Origin of the sequence: Arthrobacter sp. UYEF3 (genome assembly GCF_040546245.1) — a bacterium.
Lineage (GTDB): Bacteria > Actinomycetota > Actinomycetes > Actinomycetales > Micrococcaceae > Arthrobacter.
Window position 1 is genome coordinate 1 of the sequence record NZ_JBEPNK010000010.1, and the last position, 20,184, is coordinate 20,184.

The following is a 20,184-nucleotide window of genomic DNA, read 5'->3' on the forward strand; positions in this document are numbered from 1 at the left end:
ACCCGGGAGGGTGTGGGAGAGTAGGTCACCGCCGGAACATCATTAAACGGTCGAGGACCCCAACCACCACGTTGGGGTCCTCCCGCATTTAACCCCCCACCCACACCAGGAACCCACCCGGAGCACGGGGGTCCGGAACGATGATCAGCCCACTGTCGTTGTGCTTCGGTAGGCTCAAAGCCTAGAACCCGGTTACCGCTTCTGCTTTAAGGACTCCGCATGACTGCACGGACCATCATCATCACCGGCGCCAGCGACGGGATCGGCGCGGCGGCGGCCCGGGCCCTGACCGCGCAAGGCGAGCACGTCGTCGTTGTCGGGCGTTCCGCGGAGAAGACCGCGCGGATTGCCGGTGGGATCGGCGCTGAATACTTCGTGGCCGACTTCGCCGAACTGGCGCAGGTGCGCCGGCTGGCTGCCCAGCTGAAGGAGAAGTACCCGCGGATCGACGTCCTGGCCAACAACGCCGGCGGCATCATGCGTGCCCGGGAGCTCACCGTGGACGGCCATGAGAAGACTTTCCAGATCAACCACCTGGCGCCATTCCTGCTCACCACCGAGCTACTGGACGTCCTCGCCGCGAGCAACGCCACGGTCATCAACACGTCGAGCGTCGCCAACTCGATCTTCGCCAAACTGGACATCGACGATCTCGACGCGTCGCGCAGCTACTCCACCAACCGCGCCTACGGTAACGCGAAGCTCGCGAACATCCTCTTCACCGCGGAGCTCCACCATCGCTACAACGCCGACGGCATCTCGACCGCGGCCTTCCACCCCGGCGGCGTGGCAACCAACTTCGCGGCCGACTCCACGAGCCCCATGCGCCTGGCCTACACGTCGTTCCTCAACCGCTTCATGCTTACCCCGGAGCAGGGCGCTGACACCCTCGTGTGGCTCGCTACAGCGGTGCCAGGGCAGGACTGGACCTCCGGCGCGTACTACGCCAAGCGCGCGCTGGCCAAGGCCAACAAGCAGGCCTACGACGCCGGGCTGGCCCGGGAGCTCTGGGAGCGGAGCGCTGCGATGGTCGCGGAGGAACTCGACACGCTCGACCACCGCGGCTAACGACGCGCCAGGCCCCGCGGCCAACGACGGGCCATAACCCCGGCAGGGCTCGGTGGGATTTCAGGGGACGTGGCGACAGCTGGGTGGATCAGCCGAGGGCAAGGACCAGGTACAGGCCAGCGAGGACGAGCGCGGTGGGGGCCATGACCAGGCGTTCGGGCTTACTGCGGGAGATCCCGTTCATGAGAACGCCGAGGGCGAAGTACGCCGTCAGTACCCACACGGTGATTGAAGTAAACGTTGTACTGATCAACGGCGTGACGAGGTCGGCCCTGGCCAGTGCCGCATAGGCGAAGAGGGCATACACGGCGATGGAGATCCCGCTTGCGATTCTGAGTTTTGCAGGCAATACACGGTGCTGGCCGCCCCACGCCATCCCCCCGAGCGGAGCCCCGGCGATAAGCGAAACCTGGAAGATGGCCAGGGCGGCCAGAAGTGCGCAGGCGATTGTGGCAGATATCTGATCAAACGGCATTAGCAAACCATCCTCTGGTCCAGTGCGGGGCACTCTATGGATCCGCTTGCGGGGGTCCTCCAGGGCTTCCTGCCCGGTCGCAGCCAGTTGCTTTCGGCATGCCGGGCTCTGCGAATCAACTAGCCCGCGGCTTCGACCCTGTCCACCGCGTTGAGGGCGCTTTCCATGGTGCCGGCCAGCTCGCTGGCGGGGGCCGGCTTGGCGAACAGGTAACCCTGCAGCGAATCGCAGCCCAGGTCCATCAGGTACTTTGCCTGCACCGCTGTCTCAACGCCCTCCGCCGTGACCTTCAGGCCGAGGTCCTGGGCGGCTTTGATCATGGTGCGGAAGAACGGAAGCTGCTCCTTGCCGGTCCTGATCATGGCCACGAAGGACCGGTCGAGCTTGACCTTGTACAGCGGCAGTTCCTTGAGCCGGCCCAGCGTCGAATAGCCGGTGCCGAAGTCGTCCATGGCGATCCGAACGCCGGCGGCGCGCAGTTGCCCCAGCTGGCGCAGCACGTCCGAATCGGCATCGAAGAACACGCTCTCGGTCAGCTCCAGCACCAGCTGGCGCGGATCCACCCCGGTGGAGGCGACAATCGCGAGCACGTCGGTGGCGAAGTCGCGGTGCTGGAACTGCAGGCCGGAGACGTTTACGGCCACGCTGTATGCGGCGTCGCCGGCGAGCCAGGGACGGATCTCGGCGCAGGCGCGGCGCATGACCTCATCGCCGATCTCGCGAATCAGGCCGCTTTGCTCGGCCACGGGCAGGAACTGGTTGGGCGGCACCAGCTTGCCGTACCGCTCCCAGCGCGCGAACGCCTCGAACTGCACCACGGCGCCGAGCCCGGGGGACACCACCGGCTGGTAGTGGACCGAGATCTGGCCCAGTTCCACGGCCTGCCGCAGCCCGGACTCGCCCTGGTCCTTATGGGCGGCGGTGTTGAGCATCTCCGGCCGGAACTGCAGCCAGGTGTTTTTCCCCGCAGCCTTGGCCGCCGACATGGCCGAGTCCGCGTGCCGGAGCAGCTCCGCGCCGTCGTGCGTCTGCGGCGTCCTGGACGCCAGGCCCATGCTGACCCCGGGCCGCACCAGCGAGCCGGCGATCCGCGCCGGCACGTACAGGGACTCGGAAATCCGCTTGGCCACGGCCCCGGCGTCGAGGCACTCGGTCAGCAGCACCACGAACTCGTCGCCGCCCAGCCGGGCCACGGTGTCATGCGGCCGGACGCAGTTACGAAGCCGGCTGGCGACCTCCACCAGCAGCTCATCCGCGGCGGAGCGGCCCAGCATGTCGTTGTACCTCTTGAAATCGTCCACGTTCAGCAGCAGCACGTCTACCGGATCCGGCCTGCGCAGCGCCGCGGCCAGACGCTCATTAAACAGGGTCCCGTTGGGCAGCCCGGTCAGTGCGTCCCGCAGCACCGCCGCCTTGAGCCGGTCGTCCTGCTCGGCTGCGCTGGACCGGGGGAGGACGCCGGTGGTTCCGGGAACCAGTTCAGCCTCCGGCGAGTCGAAGGTCCGACGGCGGGGAACAGCCGCCGCCGCGGCGGCGGCCTGGGCGCCGCCGTCGTCCGCCGTCGTCCGCAGTACCCCGGCGACGGCGGGGCGGACAGAAAGTGCGACGGTTCCGCCGGTCCCGACGCCGCCGGTCCCGACGCCGCCGGTCCCGACATTGCCGGGCGCAGGCGGGAGGGCTGCCCACGTGATTTCCAGCGGAAATTCGGAGGCGTCGTAACGCCGTCCGGCACCGGCGAAGCGTGGCCGCGCCGCACCCGCAGGATTCCCGGATCCGCCCGCCGGGCCGGCAAAAACGCTATGGAAATCCTCCCGGGACGAATCGGCGAGCAGCAGTCTGTAGTCGGCGCCCAGCAGCTGCGCACGGGAGTAGCCGAAAAGCTGCTCCGCGGCGTTGTTGACGAAGGAGATGGATCCGTCCGGGGCCAGCAGCAAAAGGGCGTCGGGGCTGTGTTCCAGCACCGTTTGTGCGAATGCTGCGTCCATAGTGTGTCCTGCTCCCCAAAGCGATGATTCTGACTTTCCTGAATCATATGTGGTCAGAGGCACACTCCCGTGCCGCGGCTCGGAACAGGTCGCAACTACAGGACGGCGGCCGGTTCCTGCAGCGCCTCGATGGCCTCGGCGGACTGAGCCACGGCCGCTGCCCGCTGCGATGCCGACACGGGACGGGAGAAGAGGAACCCCTGCAGCGAATCGCACTCATGCTCCATCAGGTACCGGGCCTGCATGGGCGTCTCGATCCCCTCCGCCGTCACCCGCAGGCCAAGGCTGTGGGCCATGTGGATCATCGAGGTCAGGATGGGGAGCCGTTCCTCGCCGGTGCGCAGCATGGACACGAACGACTGGTCGATCTTTACCGCGTCCACGGGAAGCTCCTGCAGGCGGCCCAGCGAGGAATAGCCGGTCCCGAAGTCGTCCAGCGCAACCTGGATGCCGGCCGCGCGCAGCGTGATCAGCTGCGCGATGACGTGCGAGGCGGCGCCGAAGAACACGCTCTCGGTAACCTCGAGGACCAGCTGGTGCGGATCCACCCGGCTCCACGCCGCGATGTCCAGCACCCGCTCGGCGAAGTCCTTGTGCTGGAGCTGAACGCCGGAGACGTTCACGGCCAGGGTCCGCCCGGGATCCGCGGCCAGCCAGGACTGCAGTTCGGTGCAGCTCTGCCGGAGGACCTCCGCCCCGATGTCACGGATCAGGCCGCTGCGCTCGGCCGTCTGGATGAAGGTGTCCGGAGGCATCAGTACGCCGTCGCGTTCCCACCGGGCCAGGGCCTCGTACTGCACCACCTCCCGCTGGCTCGTGGAGACCACTGGCTGGTAGTAGACGGTGATCTGGCCCAGTTCGACGGCGCGGCGCAGCCCCGCGGTCAGCTGGGTGCGTTCCAGCAGGGTGGCCAGCATCTCCGGCTGGAAGTGCACGTAGCAGTTCTTGCCGGCCTCCTTGGCGGCATACATGGCCACATCAGCCTGCCGCAGCAGCTCGGAGGAGGACATTCCCTCCGCCGAGCGGGTAGCCACGCCCAGGCTCAGCCCGGGCCGCATCAGGGTTCCCTCAATGGTGACCGGGGCGTTCAGCGTGCTGACGATCCGTTGTGCCACCGCATCCGAGTCGTTGCAGTCGACCAGCAGGACCACGAATTCGTCGCCGCCCAGCCGGGCCACGGTGCCGTGCGGACCCACGCAGTTCTGCAGCCGGCGGGCGATCTCCACCAGCATCTGGTCCCCGGCGTGGTGGCCCAGGATGTCGTTGACTTCCTTGAAGTCGTCCAGGTCCAGCAGCAGCACCGCCACGGAGCCGGGTGATTCCAGCGCGGCGATGGCGTGCTCATTGAACAGCATGCGGTTCGCCAGGCCGGTCAGGGGATCCCGGAAGGCGAGGGCTTTGAGCTGGTCCGCCTGCTGTGCCAGCTCGTCGAGGGCACGGCGTGCCTGGTCCTGCGCGACGGTGCGCAAGGTGACGTCGCGGAAATTCCAGATCCGGCCCACCACCTCCTCCGCGACCTTCTGCGGCCGCGAATACAGTTCCACCGTGCGGCCGTCCTGGAACTCGAGCACGTCCTGGCTGTGCTGCTCGTGGTTGGCGTAAAGTTCGGCGACCTTGGCCTTGAAGGAGTCCGGGTCCAGCAACTGCTTGGCGATGAACCTGACCAGGGCGTAGGCGTCATCTTCGGCCAGGATCTCGCGCGGCATGCCCCACAACCGGAGGCATTGTTCGTTGACGCTGGTGATCTGGCCGGTGTTGGACACCACCAGAATGCCGTCCGCCGTCGTCTCCAGCGTCGCGTCCAGGAGCGAGACAGCCTGGCGGCGGCCGGCGTCGTTGTCCTGGCGGTGGGAGGCGTCGCGCACGGCAACTGCCATCGACGTTTCGCCCCGGGTCGTAACGAGCGAACAGGTGATTTCCAACGGAATTTCGCGGCCGTCCCGGTGCAGCCCGACGGCGGGGAAGGGCATGGTTCCGAACGTTGCGGAGCGGCCCAGGCTACTCAGGACCCGAAGGAACCCGCCGCGGTCGTCCTCCACTAGAAGGCGGCGGTGCCCGTCGCCGACCAGTTGCTCCGCCGCGTACCCGAACAGGCGCTCGGCCGCCGGATTGAGGAACGATATGGTCCCCTCGGTGCTGAGCAGCAGCAGCGCATCAGGGCCCTGCGCCAGCAGGCTCTCCGCCGGTCCTTGTTCCACGTTGATGCCAGCTCCCGGGCGTTCGGTATGTGATTCCACCGGCAGCGCGGCGGTCAGTAAACTTCAAGCATCATATGGCCCTGAGACGCAAATCACAGCACCGGCCGCTTTTGGGCGGCAGTGTTGCCGCGCAGGCCGAAGTCCGGGCCGACGCGGCGAGCGCCTCGGGGAGCATGCTCGCCGGTTGGGGCCGGGAAAACAGGAAGCCCTGGAGGGAGTCGCAGCCGCGCCGCATCAGGTACTCCGCCTGTTCCGGGGTTTCGACGCCCTCGGCGGTGACGGTCAGTCCGAGGCCGTGGGCCATATCGATCATGGAGTTCAGGATGGGCAGCCGTTCCTGCCCGGTACGGATCATGGCCACGAAGGACTGGTCGATCTTGAGCGTGTCCACCGGCAGTTCCTGTAACCGTCCCAGCGAGGAGTAGCCCGTGCCGAAGTCGTCCAGCGCTACCCTGACGCCGGCGCTGCGGAGCTGAGCGAGCTGGATCTGGACCTGGCAGTCGTCGTCGAAAAAGACGCTTTCGGTGACCTCCATGACCAGCTGGTGCGGGTCCACCCCGCAGGAGTTGGCGGCGGCGAACAGCAGGTCCGGGAAGTTGCCCCGCTGCAGCTGCACGCCGGAGACGTTGACGGCGAGGGACCGGGTGGGGTCCGCGGCGAGCCAGGGCTTGAGTTCGGTGCAGCCGCGCAGCAGGACCTCCGTGCCGATCTCCACGATCAGGCCGCTGCGCTCCGCGGCGGGAATGAACTGCTGCGGCGGGACCACTTCGCCGTCGCGTTCCCAGCGGGCAAGTGCCTCGACCGTGACCACGGTGCCGAGCCGGCAGGACACGATCGGCTGGTAGTGCACCACGATTTCCCCGCTGTCCACGGCAGCCCGCAGCCCGGCCTCCAGGTGGGTGCGTTCGAGCAGGGCGGTCATCATTTCCGGGCGGAAGCGCAGGTAGCGGTTCTTGCCGGCCGCCTTCGCCGCGTACATGGCGATGTCGGCCCGGCGGAGAAGCTGGGAAGCGTCGACGGCGTCGTCGCTGATGGACGCCAGGCCCAGGCTCAGGCTGGGCCACAGCATGGTGCCGTCAAGGCCGACCGGCGCTTTCAAGGATTCGACGATCCGTTTGGCAGCGGCGTCGGCGTCGAGCGAACCAACCAGCAGGATCACGAATTCGTCGCCGCCCAGCCGTGCTACCACGTCGCTGGGCCGGACAGAGGCACGCAGCCGGCGGCCAACCTCGATCAGCATCTGGTCGCCGGCGTGGTGGCCGTGAACGTCGTTGACCTCCTTGAAGTCGTCCAGGTCCAGGAGCAGGACGTCGACGGCGTTCCCGCACGGTCCGGCCAGGGCGTGCGCCAGGCGGTCGTTGAAGAGCTGCCGGTTGGACAGCCCGGTCAGCGGGTCCCGGAAGGCGAGAGCCTTCAGCTGGCTGGCCTGGGCCGCGAGGTCCGCCATCGCCTGATTGATCCGGTCCTGGGCGCGCCGGGCCTCGGTAACATCGCGGAAGCTCCAGACCCGACCCACTACGCGCTCATCCACCCGCTGCGGGCGGGAATAGCGTTCAAAGATGCGTCCGTCGCGGAAGTGAAGCACGTCGTGGCTCTCGGCCTCCGGATCGGCGAAGAGGGCGCTCACCTTTGCGAGGAACTGGTCCGGCTTCGCCAGCTGGCCGAGGACGAAGGCCATCAGGGCCCCGTTCTCGCCGGTGTCAGCTAGCTCGCGCGGGATGCCCCACATCGAGAGGAACTGGTTGTTGAGGGAGGAGATCCGGCCTTCGGCGCCGACCACAAGGATGCCGTCCGCGGTGGATTCCAGCGTGGCGGAGAGCAGGGACAAGGCCTCGCGGAGCCGGGCGTCCTCTTCGGTGCGCGCGGACGTGCTCATGCGGCGGCAACCGGATGAATCTGAGACCAACGTCGGTGCATAGTGAATCCTCCCCTCAGAAATCATAGGGGGCGCACCGGAGCCCCGGCGCCAGGGTGGCGCACGATGTGCCAAAGATGGCCGCTAAGCCTGACCTCGGAGCGGCCAATTCTGGCAATTGGATGGCAGGCGTGGCCCGGCGGGGTTCGTAAGGGCCGTAAAAGTGGACTCAGGGGTGTTCTAGAAACGGCCCGCCGTCGTCGGTGTGGCGCTTATAACCGCGGGCGTCCCGCCGCAGGACGTCCGGGAGTTCGTCGACGAAGACCGTTTGTGGCGGTTCGTAGTAGATCACCAGCACCTCCTCGCCCACGGTGAACTCGCTCTCCTTGTCGAACGGGTGGGCGTGGAAGGCGTTGGTACCCCCGAGGAACGGGAGCATGACTTCCCCGATCGTGCCCGGTCCGATGCGCCCGGTCACCCGCCCGATCTTGCCGGTCAGGCTCCGGTCGACCTCTCTATGCATCGGGGGCTTTCGGCGGCTGCCTCGTTGATTCCTTGCCGTTTTTTAGGGCGGACCGGAGGGCCGGGAGGTAGTCGCCCACCTGCGCCAGGATTCCGCCGACCATCCGGTTGATGCCTTCGCCGCCGTTGAGGACCGTGAACTGGCCGACATGGGCAAACGGCTCTGCCGCCGCCGCGATGATGGCCGGCATATTCTCGGCCAACTGCTGGGAGATGACGGCTTCCTGGTTGGTCCCGAGCGCTTCGGCACGAGCCTTAATGCCGTCCGCCTCTGCCAGCGCCTTGGCCTTGATGGCGGACGCCGCCGCGTCACCGCGCGCCTTCGTCGCGGCGGCCTCGGCTTCGCCGGTGACCCGGGTTGCTCCCGCCGCGGCCGACGCTGCCGTCGCGTTGGCCTGGGCCGTGAGCTCGGTGCGGCGGGCATTGGCCTGAGCCTCGAGTTCCGTGCGCCGGGCCAGTGCCTCGGCGGCGCTGATGTCCGCGGATTTCTGGCCCTCGGCGTCGGTGCGCTTGGCATACGCTTTCGCGTCGGCCGGTTTGCGGACGGTGGTCTGGAGTTTCTGCTCCTCGCGGTCCGCCTCAAGCTTGGCCACCTCGGTTTCCTGGACGACGACCTGCTGGCGGGCGGTTGCGTCGGCCAAGGGGCCGGCCTGGGCAGCATTGGCCTTGGCTTTCTCGGCGTTGGCCAGCGCCATGGATTGCCTGATCGCAGACACGCTCTGGGCGTCGGCAATCAGCGCCTCGGCCTCGGCTTCCTTTTCCGCAGCCTCCCGGTTCCGGGTGGCCTCGGCAATGCGGGCCTCCATCTTGACCTGGGCAATGTGTGGCTTGGCGATGTTCTGGATGTAGCCGGTGGGATCCTGCAGGTCCTTGATTTGCAGTGAATCGACCACCAGGCCCAGCTTTTCCATCTCGATACCACTGGCGCCGCGGACCTGCGACGCCAGCTTGTCCCGCTCGCGGATGATTTCCTCCATGGTCATGCTGCCGATGATGGAGCGCAGGTGTCCTTCGAAGACGTTGTAGACCTGGCTTTCCATTTTGGGCTGCTGGCCGAGGAAACGGCGGGCGGCGTTGGCAATGAAGGGCGGCGCGTCGCCGATCTTGTAGATGACAACGCCCTCGACAATCACCTGGATGCCCTGCGATGTCACGCAGGAAACCTTGAGCTCGGTTTCATTCAGGGTCAGGGACAAGGTCCGGACCGTCTGGAGCCCGGGCAGCACCAACGCACCTTTTCCGGTGACGATCTTGAAGTCCATGCCCTCCCTGGTGTCCAGCGTGCCCCGGGTCAACCCGGAAATGATGAGGGCCTCGTTAGGCTCAGCCACCTTCCACATCAGCTTCGTTGCCACCCAGACCAGCAGGATGACGACGAACGCCACGGCGAGGATGGCGAGAACCGGGATGAAGGCTGAGAAGTCCGGCATGGGTAACCTTTCAGGTCTGTGGGTCAGGCCAGTCTGGAGGGCCGCCGTCGAATAAGTCCAGCATTTGTCGGAACGGCGTGGGCGAGCTGGCGTCGGAAGTCGTCGCGCCGGGTGAAACGCCGGGTAGAAGGAAGCTGGTACGGCCGCCAACGAAACTCAAGGCGCCCGCACCAGCAGGTAGTACGAAATAATTGGATTGCTATGAAACGTTCCTCATTCGCGGCTCCCTTTCCCGGATATCGATTACCGGGTTTGTGCGTCATCGGCCAGATGCCTCGAAAGCAACCAGCCGGCGCCAATCATTGCCACGCCCAGCACCAGGAGGGTCCAGATGTCCATGGTGTTGAACGCAAGGAAGTTGGCCGCCGACCCTACGCCGACGATTAGCCCGTAAACGCTGAAGATGATGTACAGCAGGCCAAAGCCCATGAGGAAGTTCCGTGCTCCCATGTCGTTGCGCGCCATGGTCCACCCGGTGGCGCCGATGGCCAGCTGAACGATGTTCAGCAGCATGGACACCTGGAACAGGCCAAGGAACATGGCCCGCGAATCGGGCCCGAAGAACCTCAGTTCGCTGTACAGCGTGGTAACGCCCGGAATGAACCCCAGGACGCCCACGACCGTTAGGACAATACCCACACCCATGCCCACGTTCTGAACATCTGCCCGTCCGAAATGGGCTCCGTGTGCATGTGGAGATGCGGTAGTCATTTTCTGCCTCCAACCACTGTTGCGGACACTCTTAATTTTACGGCGGAGTGTCCAAAAAAGCGGTGCCCAGGGCGGCTGAAATGCAACGCGAGAGCCTGTCGGAACCGGGGGCGCGGCCCGGCGCGTGGCACGATGGATCACGATGAAACTGCGCGCTGATCAGACCGGGGACCGTGGCCTTCCGATGCCTTTGTGGCTACAGGGGGCGCTCGAATCCGCGCAGGCGGCCGTGATCTCCGCGCTCGCCGTGATTGCGCCGATCGTCGCGGTCTGGTCCACGGCCGGATTCAAGGACACCGGCTTTGACTTCCTCGCCCGGCTGGCCGGCCAGGCCTGGCTGCTGATCCACGGGGTTCCATTGCTGCTGGACACCGTCGGAGCGGGTGCCGCGGGCCAGCCGGAATCCGGCACGCTGTCGCTGATTCCGCTGGGCCTCACGCTGATCCCGTTCCTGCTGGCCTGGCGGGCCGGCCGGCGCCTGGCCCGGGCCTCCTACACCGACCAGCTCTGGCAGGCGCTGCTGGGCTCCTGGCTGATGTACGGCGCCTTCGGGTTCGCCACCGGTTTCCTCTGCCGCACCCCTGAAGTGGGCGTCAGCCTCTGGTTTGCATCCATCGTCCCGCTGATCCCCGTCGCCCTTGGCATGGTGATCGGCGCCCGCCGCGAGGCCGGCTCCTGGAGCCGCCTGATCGGCGTCGACGCCGTTGCCTGGCTCTCGCGCACCAGCCAGCACTCGCGTTGGGCGGGCTCCTACCTGGGCTCCGCCGTCACGGCCGGCTTCGTCGCCGTGATGGCCAGCCTGGCCATGGCCGCTGCGCTCCTCGCGGCGGACCTCCTCATCCACTGGAACCTCATCATCGCCGTGTACGAGGCCCTCCATGCCGGTCCCGTGGGCGGCGCCGCCCTGACCCTCGCGCAGCTGGGCTACCTGCCCAACCTGGCCGTGTTCGCGCTGGCCTGGACCTCCGGTTCCGGGTTCGCGCTTGGCGTCGGCTCGACGGCGGGCCCGCTGGCCACCGCCGTCGGACCGCTGCCCACCGTCCCGGTCTTCGCGGCCCTGCCCTCCGGCGCCCTGGACTATGGCTTCGTGGCGCTGGTGGTGCCGGCTGTCGCCGGTGTCCTGGCGGGCTGGTGGTTCCTGCGCGCCGGCGAAAACCATTTCGACGAATGGCTCTCCATCAAGGTCAAGTCGCGCTGGTTCACCGCCACCGTGTCCACCCTGGTCCTGGGCGCCTTGATCGGCACCGTGGCGGGGCTGCTGACGGCGGGCTTGGCCTGGCTGGCCCGCGGTTCCGCCGGCGTCGGACGGCTGACGGATATCGGCCCGGATCCGCTGCTGACCGCGCTGTTCGTTGGCGTGGAAACCGGCATTGGCGTCGTGATCGGTTACGCGGCCGGTCCATGGCTGGAACGCCGGCAGCGGCTACATGAAGCCGACCTGGAGCCGGCCGCGAATTCGGACTGAGCCGGTGCCGTCCGGGGCAGGGCCGCTAGCGCAGCTGCGTGGGCAGGGACTTCTCCAGCGCCGTCCGGCACGCGGAGGCAGCCTGCTCGGTGAGTGCGTGGCGGGCGCATTGCTGGTAGTCCCGGATCTGGTTGAAGAAGACCGCGGACGCGAGGACCATCAGGACCATCACCGCGGAGACCACCAGGCCCGAGATGGTCCCGAACAACACCAGGCGCGATTCCCTGAGCCTCGCTGCGCGGACCAGCAGGACGACGCCGATCACCACCCCGGCCGCGGTGAGGACAGCGGCGAGCCAGAGGTAGTTGACGTCCAGCTGGAAAACAAAGAACGACCCGAGCACCGCCACAATGAACGTGCGGAACAGCGTGTGCGTCGTGAGCAGCGACGCTTTGGCCGCTTCGCTCCGCGGATGCTGGCCGCGCGGGGTTGCACCGGGGTCGTGGGGGGAGTTCATATTTTCCAGCGTACGCGAGCTACTCATAAGCTAAGGCCATGCGCATAGTAGTCCTCGTCTCCGGCACCGGCTCCAACCTCCAAGCCGTCATCGACGCGGTCAAGGCCGGCGAGCTGGACGTGGACCTCGCCGCCGTCGGGGCGGACCGGTCAGGAACCTACGGGGTGGAGCGCTCCGCGGCCGCCGGAATCCCGACCTTCGTGGTGGACTTCAAGGCCTACTCGGACCGGTCGGCCTGGAACGCGGCGCTCACCGAGGCCGTGGCTGCCTACCGGCCCGACGTCGTCGTGTCCTCGGGGTTCATGCGCATTGTCAGCGCGGACTTCATCGACGTGTTTGGCGGCAGGTACCTGAACACCCACCCGGCCCTGCTGCCGGCCTTTCCCGGAGCGCACGGTGTCCGGGACGCGCTGGCGTACGGCGTGAAGGTTACCGGCTGCACGGTGCACTGGGCCGACGCCGGCGTGGACACCGGCCCGATCATCGCCCAGGAAGCCGTGCCGGTGGCAGAAACCGACACCGAGGAGACCCTGCACGAGCGGATCAAGGCCGCGGAACGGCGGCTGCTCGTGTCGACGCTGCGGTCCCTCGCCGCTGCGCCCCAGTCACCCAACTAGCTCGCAGCAGGGGCCGTTCTGGGCCCTCAAAACGGCCCCTGCTGCGAGTCACATTGCGGGGGAGGGGCCGGCCTGTGGATAACCGTCAAGGAGGGCCCTCGGGTTTGCGACGATGGGTCGATGAAAACACCCCGGCCGCTCCCGGAGCCGTTCGGCTCGGCGCCCTTTACTTTCCAGGAGGCCATCGACGCCGGGGTCAGCCGGCGCCGGCTCAAGCACCGCTCCCTGCACGTTCCGAGCCGCGGGATCCGGCTGCCACTTGATCCATGCTCGGCTGTGAAACTCCGGGCCCGGCCACTCACCCTGATAACGCAATTCTCTGCAGCGTCCCACGCGACGGCCTTTCTGATCTGGGACTTTCCGGGATTCCTGCCGGGTTTGCACGCTCCAGGCATCCATATCTCCAGGCCGGACACGATGGCGATACCCCGCCGCCGGGGCGTGATCGGCCATGTCGGACAGTTCTTCGACGACGAAATCACCAGGCTCGACGGCGTTATGGTCACCACACGTGCCAGAACTTGGCTGGATTGTGCCCGGAAGATGAGCATTGACGAATTGACCGTGGTGGCCGACCACCTGTTGCGCCGTCCCCGGCCTACGTTTGAGCACCGGTCGGATCCCTTCGCCAGTCCGGAGGAACTCGCCGAGATGCTCGACCGGCACAAGGGCACGCCGGGCATTCGGAAAGCGCGGCTCGCCTTGGAGCAAGCCCGGATCGGGGCGGACTCAGCCCCCGAGACGAGGCTTCGGCTGGCGCTGGCCCGAGCAGGACTGCCGGAACCGGAACTGAACGCCGCCACAATCCTGCGCTCCGGCGTCGTGCGTGAACCGGACCTGGCCTACCCGAAGCACAAAGTTGCCGTGGAGTACGAGGGCGCCGGGCACTCCGAACCGGCCCAGATCATCCGTGACATCGCCAGGGAAGAGGATTTCGGCGGCGCCGGGTGGATCCTGGTCCGCATATCGAAACGGCACATGGAGAACGACGCCCGCGCCGCCGCGGTCAAGGTCCGGGCTGCCCTTGCCGGCCGGGGCTGGCAGCCAAGGTGACTGGCAGCTGGGGACGTTTTGAGCGCTCAAAACGGCCCCAGCTGCCAGTCAGTTGGGTTAGGCGAGGCGGCGCTGCTTGGTCTCCGGGGCGAAGAAGGCCATCCACAGCACGCTTAGCAGCACCAGGCCGCCCGCCAGCGCGAAGGACGTGGCGAGTCCTAGCTGCGGCCACAGGAACGCCGCGAAGACCAGCGGACCGAAGCCTGCGCCAAGCCGGGAAAATGTCGAGGCCCAGCCGAAGCCCGAGCCGCGCAGCTCCGTGGGGTACAGCTCGGACACGTACGCGTACAGCACCGGGATGGCCACCTGCACCAGGAAGCCGAACACCAGCAGCCAGAACACGGCCGCCGTCGGGATGTCCACGACGACGGCGACGATCACCAGCGTCAGCGCCGACAGCGGGCCCGTCACGGCCAGGATCCACTTGCGCCCGGTCCGTTCCACAAGCAGGGCGGCTACCACCACGCCCAGCAGGCCGACGGCGGCCATCGACGCGGTCGTGAGGAAGGCCTTGTACTCCTCGAAACCGGCGCCGATCAGGATCCGCGGCATCCAGGTCAGCGACAGGTAATAGACCAGCAGGATGCTGAAGAACAGGGCCCAGGCCGCCGTCGTGATCTTCCAGTCGTACTGCCAGAGCGCGCGGAGCTGGATCCAGGCGCTGCCCGCGGAGAGCCGCGGCGCATCCTGCGGTTCGGGCAGGCTGTAGACCCGGGCTTCGGCGCCGGTGGCTGCTACCAGGCCGTCGATGACGCCGGCGGCTTCCTCGCGGCGGCCCTTGCGGATCAGGAACAGCGGCGACTCCGGGACGCTGCGCCGGATCCAGAACACCAGCAGCGCGGGCAGCACCATGATCAGCATGGTCAGGCGCCAGTCCGCGAAGGCGGCGACCAGTCCGGCCGAGACGAAACCGCACAGCGCCGCGCCGATCGGCCACCAGCCGTCCATGGCGGTGAGGACCCTGCCGCGCTGCTTGCGCGGGGTGAACTCGCCGACCAGCGCGTAGTCCACCGGGATGCAGCCGCCCAGGCCGAAGCCGGCCAGGAACCGGAAGGCCACGAACCAGAGGAAGTCGGGGGAGAAGGCGCCCAGCACGGTGAAGACGGCGAAGATCAGCAGCGTCGCGCTGAAGGCCTTCTTGCGGCCGATGGTGTCAGCGACGGTGCCCCAGACGAAGGCGCCCAGGGCCATGCCGATCAGGTTCGACGTGCCGATCCACGCCGCGTCGCCCGTGCTCAGGGACCAGTGCTTGGAGAGCAGCGGGATGAGGATGCCGTTGAGCGTGACGTCCCAGGCGTCGAACATGAAGCCCAGGCCGCCGATCAGGAAAATCCGTCCCTGGACCTTCCACCGCCACGGCAGTTCCTGGACCACCTGCTCGCCGCTGGGCACCGTGGTGTAAGTGTTCATTTTCGCCTCCTGGGAAAACTCTACGTGGCCCAGGCGCGGCCCATACCCGCTTCACGCTCCGGCGCGCGGGCTTCCCGCTGGAAGGCAGAGCGCCGGGACGCGATAAACTGGCCGCACCCCACCAACCGCGGCCGCGCCGCGATCTAAGACCGCGATCCAAGACGGAGACTTTTGTGAGCTTTACGCAGCCTGAGCGTGTATCCATCGACCGTGTTCCCATCCGCCGCGCCCTCATCTCGGTCTACGACAAGACCGGCCTCGAGGAGCTCGCGCGCGGTTTGCACGACGCCGGCGTCAAGATCGTTTCCACCGGTTCCACCGCCAAGAAGATCGCCGCCGCCGGGATCCCCGTGCAGGAGGTCGAGGAAGTCACCGGCTCGCCGGAAATGCTGGACGGCCGGGTCAAGACCCTGCACCCCCGCGTGCACGGCGGCATCCTCGCCGACCGCCGCGTCCCGGCCCACATGGATACGCTGACGTCGATGGACATCGAGCCGTTCGACCTCGTCGTCGTTAACCTCTACCCCTTCGTGGAGACGGTAAAGTCCGGCGCGGCGCAGGACGACGTCGTCGAACAGATCGACATCGGCGGCCCGGCCATGGTGCGGTCGGCCGCCAAGAACCACGCCGCCGTCGCGATCGTGGTGGACCCGGCGTCGTACGGTTCCGTCGTGGAGGCGGCCTCCGCCGGCGGTTTTGACCTGAAGACCCGACGCCGGCTCGCCGCCAAGGCATTCGCGCACACCGCGTCCTACGACACCGCGGTGGCAACCTGGACCGCCAGCCAGTTCCTGGACGAGGACGGCGACGGCGTGATCGACTGGCCCGCCTACGCCGGGCTGGCGCTGGAACGTTCCGAGGTGCTCCGCTACGGCGAAAACCCGCACCAGCAGGCCGCGCTGTACGTGGACAAGGCCGCCCCCGCCGGCATCGCCCAGGCCGACCAGCTGCACGGCAGGGCCATGAGCTACAACAACTTCGTCGACGCGGACGCCGCCCTCCGCGCCGCGTTCGACTTCGCCGAGCCCGCCGTCGCGATCATCAAACACGCCAACCCCTGCGGCGTGGCCGTGGGTTCCGCGACCGCCGCCGACCCGATCGCCGACGCGCACGCCAAGGCACACGCCTGCGACCCGGTGTCCGCGTTCGGCGGCGTCATCGCGGCCAACCGCACGGTCACCGCCGGCATGGCCCGGACCGTGGCCGGCATCTTCACCGAGGTGGTCATCGCGCCGGGCTTCGAGGACGAAGCCGTGGAGATCCTCGCCAAGAAGAAGAACATCCGCCTGCTCACCCTGCCGGAGGGCTACGGCCGCTACCCGACCGAGTTCCGCCAGGTCTCCGGCGGCATGCTGGTCCAGGCCACGGATAAGGTCGACGCCGACGGCGACAACCCCGCCAACTGGACCCTCGCCGCGGGCGACGCCGCAGACGCCGCCACACTGGCCGACCTGGCCTTCGCCTGGACGGCCTGCCGTGCGGCCAAGTCCAACGCGATCCTGCTCGCCGCCGAGGGTGCCGCCGTCGGCATCGGCATGGGCCAGGTCAACCGGCTCGACTCCTGCCGGCTCGCCGTCGAACGGGCCAACACGCTGGGCGTCTCCGTGGAGTCCGACGTCGAGGGTGCCGGCGGGGCGGCTTCCGTCCAGGCAGAAGCGGACGGCGCCGCCGCGCCGGAGCGGGCCCGAGGTGCCGTCGCGGCCTCGGACGCGTTCTTCCCGTTCGCCGACGGCCTGCAGATCCTGATCGACGCCGGCGTCCGCGCCGTGGTCCAGCCCGGCGGCTCCGTCCGGGACGAGGAAGTGATCGCCGCAGCCAACGCCGCCGGGATCACGATGTACTTCACCGGCGCACGCCACTTCTTCCACTAGAGGTTCCGAGGTTCAGGGCCTGCCCCGCTGCGGGACATGCTCATTCTTCGCGGGCAGGGCAGGGCTGGGCATATGGGCACTATGTCCATTGGTCGGCCCCGGCTTAGGACATGTCCAGGCTGAGCGTCGGGCGGCTGGGCGGCCGTGTCTGGGGGACATGCTCATTCTTCGCGGGCAGGGGTGGGCATGCCCGGCGGGTCCGGGGGACATGCTCATTCTTCGCGGGCAGGGCTGGGCATATGGGCACTATGTCCATTGGTCGGCCCCGGCTTAGGACATGTCCAGGCTGAGCTTCGGGCGGCTGGGCGGCCGGGTCCAGGGGGACATGCTCATTCTTCGCGGGCAGGGGTGGGCATGCGGGCACTATGTCCATTGGGCGGCTCCGACGGAGGGCATGTCCCGCGGACGGCCCGCGGAGCCGCCGCCGTCCAGCCCCGCCGAGCCAAGGCGAGAACTGCGCCCACGGGAACGAGGGGCCACTCGGCCGCCCCCGTCGAGGGGATGGGCGGCAAGTGACCCCGCGTAGCCCTGCTCCTTTTTCTTTGACCGGTTGTTGGAGGAGTGTGGGTGTCCTTCCCAGGAGGGATGCGGAGAGACGGCCGTGCTGGCCGCAGGGTGATGGGTAAGAATCTACGTCACCTTGACTAGCTTGTAAAGTACTTTGTTAATAAGTGACAGACTGACTCCGGGGAGAGTCACGGCCGCTCCGGAATCCTTCAGGCTGTCGTGCGGCCGCCGGAGCCGGTCCCGGATAGGCGCCAATGCGGCCACCTCGGGTAAGTTAGAGCCGTTGAGATACGCAAGATTTCCGCAGACTTTCAGGGAGATGCCCGAGCAATGGCAAAGATTATCTATACCCACACCGACGAAGCGCCGATGCTGGCCACCTATTCGTTCTTGCCGATTGTCGAGGCCTTTGCTTCGACGGCCGGTGTGGAAGTGGAGACCCGCGACATTTCGCTAGCCGGCCGCATCATCGCCGCCTTCGGTGACTACCTGACCGAGGAGCAGCGCGTCGGAGACGCCCTCTCCGAGCTGGGCGACCTTGCCAAGACGCCCGAAGCCAACATCATCAAGCTGCCCAACATCAGCGCTTCCGTGCCGCAACTGAAGGCGGCCGTCGCCGAACTCCAGGGCCAGGGCTACGCGCTGCCGGACTACCCGGACAACCCCGCCTCCGACGAAGAGACGGACATCCGCTCCCGCTTCGACAAGATCAAGGGCTCCGCCGTGAACCCGGTGCTCCGCGAAGGCAACTCGGACCGCCGCGCACCGCTCTCGGTGAAGAACTACGCCCGCCAGAACCCGCACACGATGGGCGCCTGGAGCCCGGACTCCAATACCAACGTCGCCCACATGGATGCGGACGACTTCCGCTCTAACGAGTTGTCCGTGGTTATCGGGGCCGACACGAACATCAAGATCCAGCTGGTCAAGAAAGACGGCACGGTCAAGGTCCTCAAGCGCGCGTTCCCCGTGCTGGCCGGCGAGGTCATCGACGGCACCGTGATGCGCGCCGCAGCGCTGGATACCTTCCTCGCCGCCCAGGTCTCCCGGGCCAAGGAAGAGGGCGTGCTCTTCTCCGCCCACCTGAAGGCAACCATGATGAAGGTTTCCGACCCGATCATCTTCGGCCACGTCGTCAAAGCGTACTTCTCCGATCTTTTCGCCACCTACGGCGAGCAGATCGCCGCGGCGGGCCTGAGCCCCAACAACGGCCTCGCCTCCATCCTCAACGGACTCGAAGACCTCCCGGAGGAGATCCGCGGCGACGTCGAAGCCGCCATCACGAAGGGCCTCAACGACGGCCCCGAGCTGGCCATGGTCGACTCGGACAAGGGCATCACCAACCTGCACGTGCCGTCCGACATTATTGTCGACGCCTCGATGCCGGCCATGATCCGCAGCTCCGGCCACATGTGGGGCCGCGACGGCCAGGAAGCCGACACCCTCGCCGTGCTCCCGGACAGCAGCTACGCCGGTATCTACCAGGTGGTCCTCGACGACTGCCGCGCCCACGGCGCCTTCGACCCGACCACCATGGGCACAGTCCCGAACGTCGGACTGATGGCCCAGGCCGCCGAGGAATACGGCAGCCACGACAAGACCTTCGAGATCCAGTCCGCGGGCACCGTCCAGGTGGTCGACGACGCCGGCACCGTGCTGATTGAACACCAGGTGGCCCCCGGCGACATCTGGCGCGCCTGCCAGACCAAGGACGTGCCGATCCGCGACTGGGTCAAGCTGGCCGTCACCCGCGCCCGCGCCTCCGCCACGCCGGCCGTCTTCTGGCTGGACAAGGGCCGGGCGCACGATGCCCGGATGATCGCCAAGGTCGAGGAATACCTTAAGGACTACGACACCGAGGGCCTGCAGCTGGAAATCATGTCCCCGGATGAGGCCACGGCCTTCACCCTGGAACGCCTGCGCAAGGGCGAGGACACGATTTCCGTCACCGGCAACGTGCTCCGCGACTACCTCACCGACCTGTTCCCGATCCTGGAGCTCGGCACCAGCGCCAAGATGCTCTCGATCGTTCCGCTGATCAACGGAGGCGGCCTGTTCGAAACCGGCGCCGGCGGCTCCGCTCCGAAGCACGTCCAGCAACTGCTCAAGGAAAACCACCTGCGGTGGGACAGCCTGGGCGAGTTCCTGGCCCTCGCCGTGAGCTTCGAGCACCTCGCAACCTCCACCGGCAACGCCCGCGCGCAGGTTCTGGCAGACACCCTGGACCGCGCCACCGGCACGTTCCTGCTGGAGAACAAGTCCCCCAAGCGCAAAGCCGGCGAGCTGGACAACCGCGGCAGCCACTACTACCTCGCCAAGTTCTGGGCCGATGAGCTGGCACGCCAGACCGACGACGCCGAGCTGGCAGCGGCCTTCGCCTCCGTCTCAGAGGCCCTGGGCTCCAACGAGGAGACGATTGTGGGCGAACTGCTGGCAGTGCAGGGCTCCCCGGTCGACCTCGGCGGCTACTACCGTCCGGACGAGGCCAAGGCCTCCGCCGTGATGCGCCCCTCGGCCAAGTTCAGCGAAGTACTCTCCCTGCTGGGCTAGTCCAAGCGCA

General features: G+C 67.4%; 15 protein-coding genes. 6 read left to right on the forward strand and 9 right to left on the reverse strand.

Going from position 1 to position 20,184, the window contains the following annotated elements:
* Positions 1 to 219 precede the first annotated feature (219 nt).
* Positions 220 to 1,068: an SDR family NAD(P)-dependent oxidoreductase gene (locus ABIB14_RS08985; RefSeq protein ID WP_354235534.1), complete on the forward strand. Its 849-nt coding sequence runs from the start codon at positions 220 to 222 to the stop codon at positions 1,066 to 1,068.
* Between the two features lie 88 nt (positions 1,069 to 1,156).
* Here the strand turns inward: ABIB14_RS08985 and ABIB14_RS08990 are convergent, their stop codons facing one another.
* The 7 genes from ABIB14_RS08990 to ABIB14_RS09020 all read right to left on the reverse strand — a co-directional run bounded on the left by ABIB14_RS08990 (position 1,157) and on the right by ABIB14_RS09020 (position 10,244).
* Positions 1,157 to 1,543, reverse strand: a complete 387-nt coding sequence (locus ABIB14_RS08990; RefSeq protein WP_354235535.1) for a hypothetical protein — start codon at positions 1,541 to 1,543, stop codon at positions 1,157 to 1,159.
* 119 nt (positions 1,544 to 1,662) lie between these two features.
* Positions 1,663 to 3,528, reverse strand: coding sequence for a putative bifunctional diguanylate cyclase/phosphodiesterase (locus tag ABIB14_RS08995; RefSeq protein WP_354235536.1), 1,866 nt, complete (start codon positions 3,526 to 3,528; stop codon positions 1,663 to 1,665).
* A gap of 95 nt (positions 3,529 to 3,623) precedes the next feature.
* Positions 3,624 to 5,765: a putative bifunctional diguanylate cyclase/phosphodiesterase gene (locus ABIB14_RS09000; RefSeq protein ID WP_354235537.1), complete on the reverse strand. Its 2,142-nt coding sequence runs from the start codon at positions 5,763 to 5,765 to the stop codon at positions 3,624 to 3,626.
* Between the two features lie 31 nt (positions 5,766 to 5,796).
* Positions 5,797 to 7,602 carry a putative bifunctional diguanylate cyclase/phosphodiesterase gene (locus ABIB14_RS09005; RefSeq protein WP_354235538.1) on the reverse strand — a complete coding sequence of 602 codons (1,806 nt, stop codon included), beginning with the start codon at positions 7,600 to 7,602 and terminating at the stop codon, positions 5,797 to 5,799.
* A 208-nt stretch (positions 7,603 to 7,810) separates the two neighbouring features.
* Positions 7,811 to 8,104: an NfeD C-terminal domain-containing protein gene (locus ABIB14_RS09010; RefSeq protein ID WP_354235539.1), complete on the reverse strand. Its 294-nt coding sequence runs from the start codon at positions 8,102 to 8,104 to the stop codon at positions 7,811 to 7,813.
* Positions 8,097 to 9,533 (reverse strand): flotillin family protein, encoded by a 1,437-nt coding sequence (locus tag ABIB14_RS09015; RefSeq protein WP_354235540.1) that lies wholly within the window; start codon positions 9,531 to 9,533, stop codon positions 8,097 to 8,099. The genes ABIB14_RS09010 and ABIB14_RS09015 overlap by 8 nt, the downstream gene beginning before the upstream one ends.
* 243 nt (positions 9,534 to 9,776) lie before the next feature.
* Positions 9,777 to 10,244, reverse strand: coding sequence for a DUF4383 domain-containing protein (locus ABIB14_RS09020; RefSeq protein ID WP_354235541.1), 468 nt, complete (start codon positions 10,242 to 10,244; stop codon positions 9,777 to 9,779).
* A gap of 142 nt (positions 10,245 to 10,386) precedes the next feature.
* Here ABIB14_RS09020 and ABIB14_RS09025 point away from each other — a divergent pair, with 142 nt between their 5' ends.
* A complete protein-coding gene (locus ABIB14_RS09025; RefSeq protein ID WP_354235542.1) occupies positions 10,387 to 11,709 on the forward strand; it encodes a cell division protein PerM in 1,323 nt (440 codons plus the stop codon).
* A 25-nt stretch (positions 11,710 to 11,734) separates the two neighbouring features.
* Here the strand turns inward: ABIB14_RS09025 and ABIB14_RS09030 are convergent, their stop codons facing one another.
* The gene (locus ABIB14_RS09030; protein WP_354235543.1) at positions 11,735 to 12,166 is read right to left on the reverse strand and encodes a hypothetical protein; all 432 of its coding nucleotides are present in this window, start codon (positions 12,164 to 12,166) and stop codon (positions 11,735 to 11,737) included.
* 38 nt (positions 12,167 to 12,204) lie between these two features.
* Here ABIB14_RS09030 and purN point away from each other — a divergent pair, with 38 nt between their 5' ends.
* Positions 12,205 to 12,783: a phosphoribosylglycinamide formyltransferase gene (gene purN / locus ABIB14_RS09035; protein ID WP_354235544.1), complete on the forward strand. Its 579-nt coding sequence runs from the start codon at positions 12,205 to 12,207 to the stop codon at positions 12,781 to 12,783.
* A gap of 120 nt (positions 12,784 to 12,903) precedes the next feature.
* Positions 12,904 to 13,836 carry a hypothetical protein gene (locus ABIB14_RS09040; RefSeq protein ID WP_354235545.1) on the forward strand — a complete coding sequence of 311 codons (933 nt, stop codon included), beginning with the start codon at positions 12,904 to 12,906 and terminating at the stop codon, positions 13,834 to 13,836.
* Between the two features lie 57 nt (positions 13,837 to 13,893).
* Here ABIB14_RS09040 and ABIB14_RS09045 read toward each other — a convergent pair whose 3' ends face one another.
* Positions 13,894 to 15,246 carry an MFS transporter gene (locus ABIB14_RS09045; RefSeq protein WP_354235546.1) on the reverse strand — a complete coding sequence of 451 codons (1,353 nt, stop codon included), beginning with the start codon at positions 15,244 to 15,246 and terminating at the stop codon, positions 13,894 to 13,896.
* Positions 15,247 to 15,419: 173 nt separating this feature from the next.
* Between ABIB14_RS09045 and purH the strand changes: the two genes are divergently transcribed.
* Positions 15,420 to 17,117, forward strand: coding sequence for a bifunctional phosphoribosylaminoimidazolecarboxamide formyltransferase/IMP cyclohydrolase (gene purH / locus ABIB14_RS09050; protein ID WP_354235547.1), 1,698 nt, complete (start codon positions 15,420 to 15,422; stop codon positions 17,115 to 17,117).
* Positions 17,118 to 17,954: 837 nt separating this feature from the next.
* Positions 17,955 to 20,174: an NADP-dependent isocitrate dehydrogenase gene (locus ABIB14_RS09055; protein WP_354235548.1), complete on the forward strand. Its 2,220-nt coding sequence runs from the start codon at positions 17,955 to 17,957 to the stop codon at positions 20,172 to 20,174.
* Positions 20,175 to 20,184 lie beyond the last annotated feature (10 nt).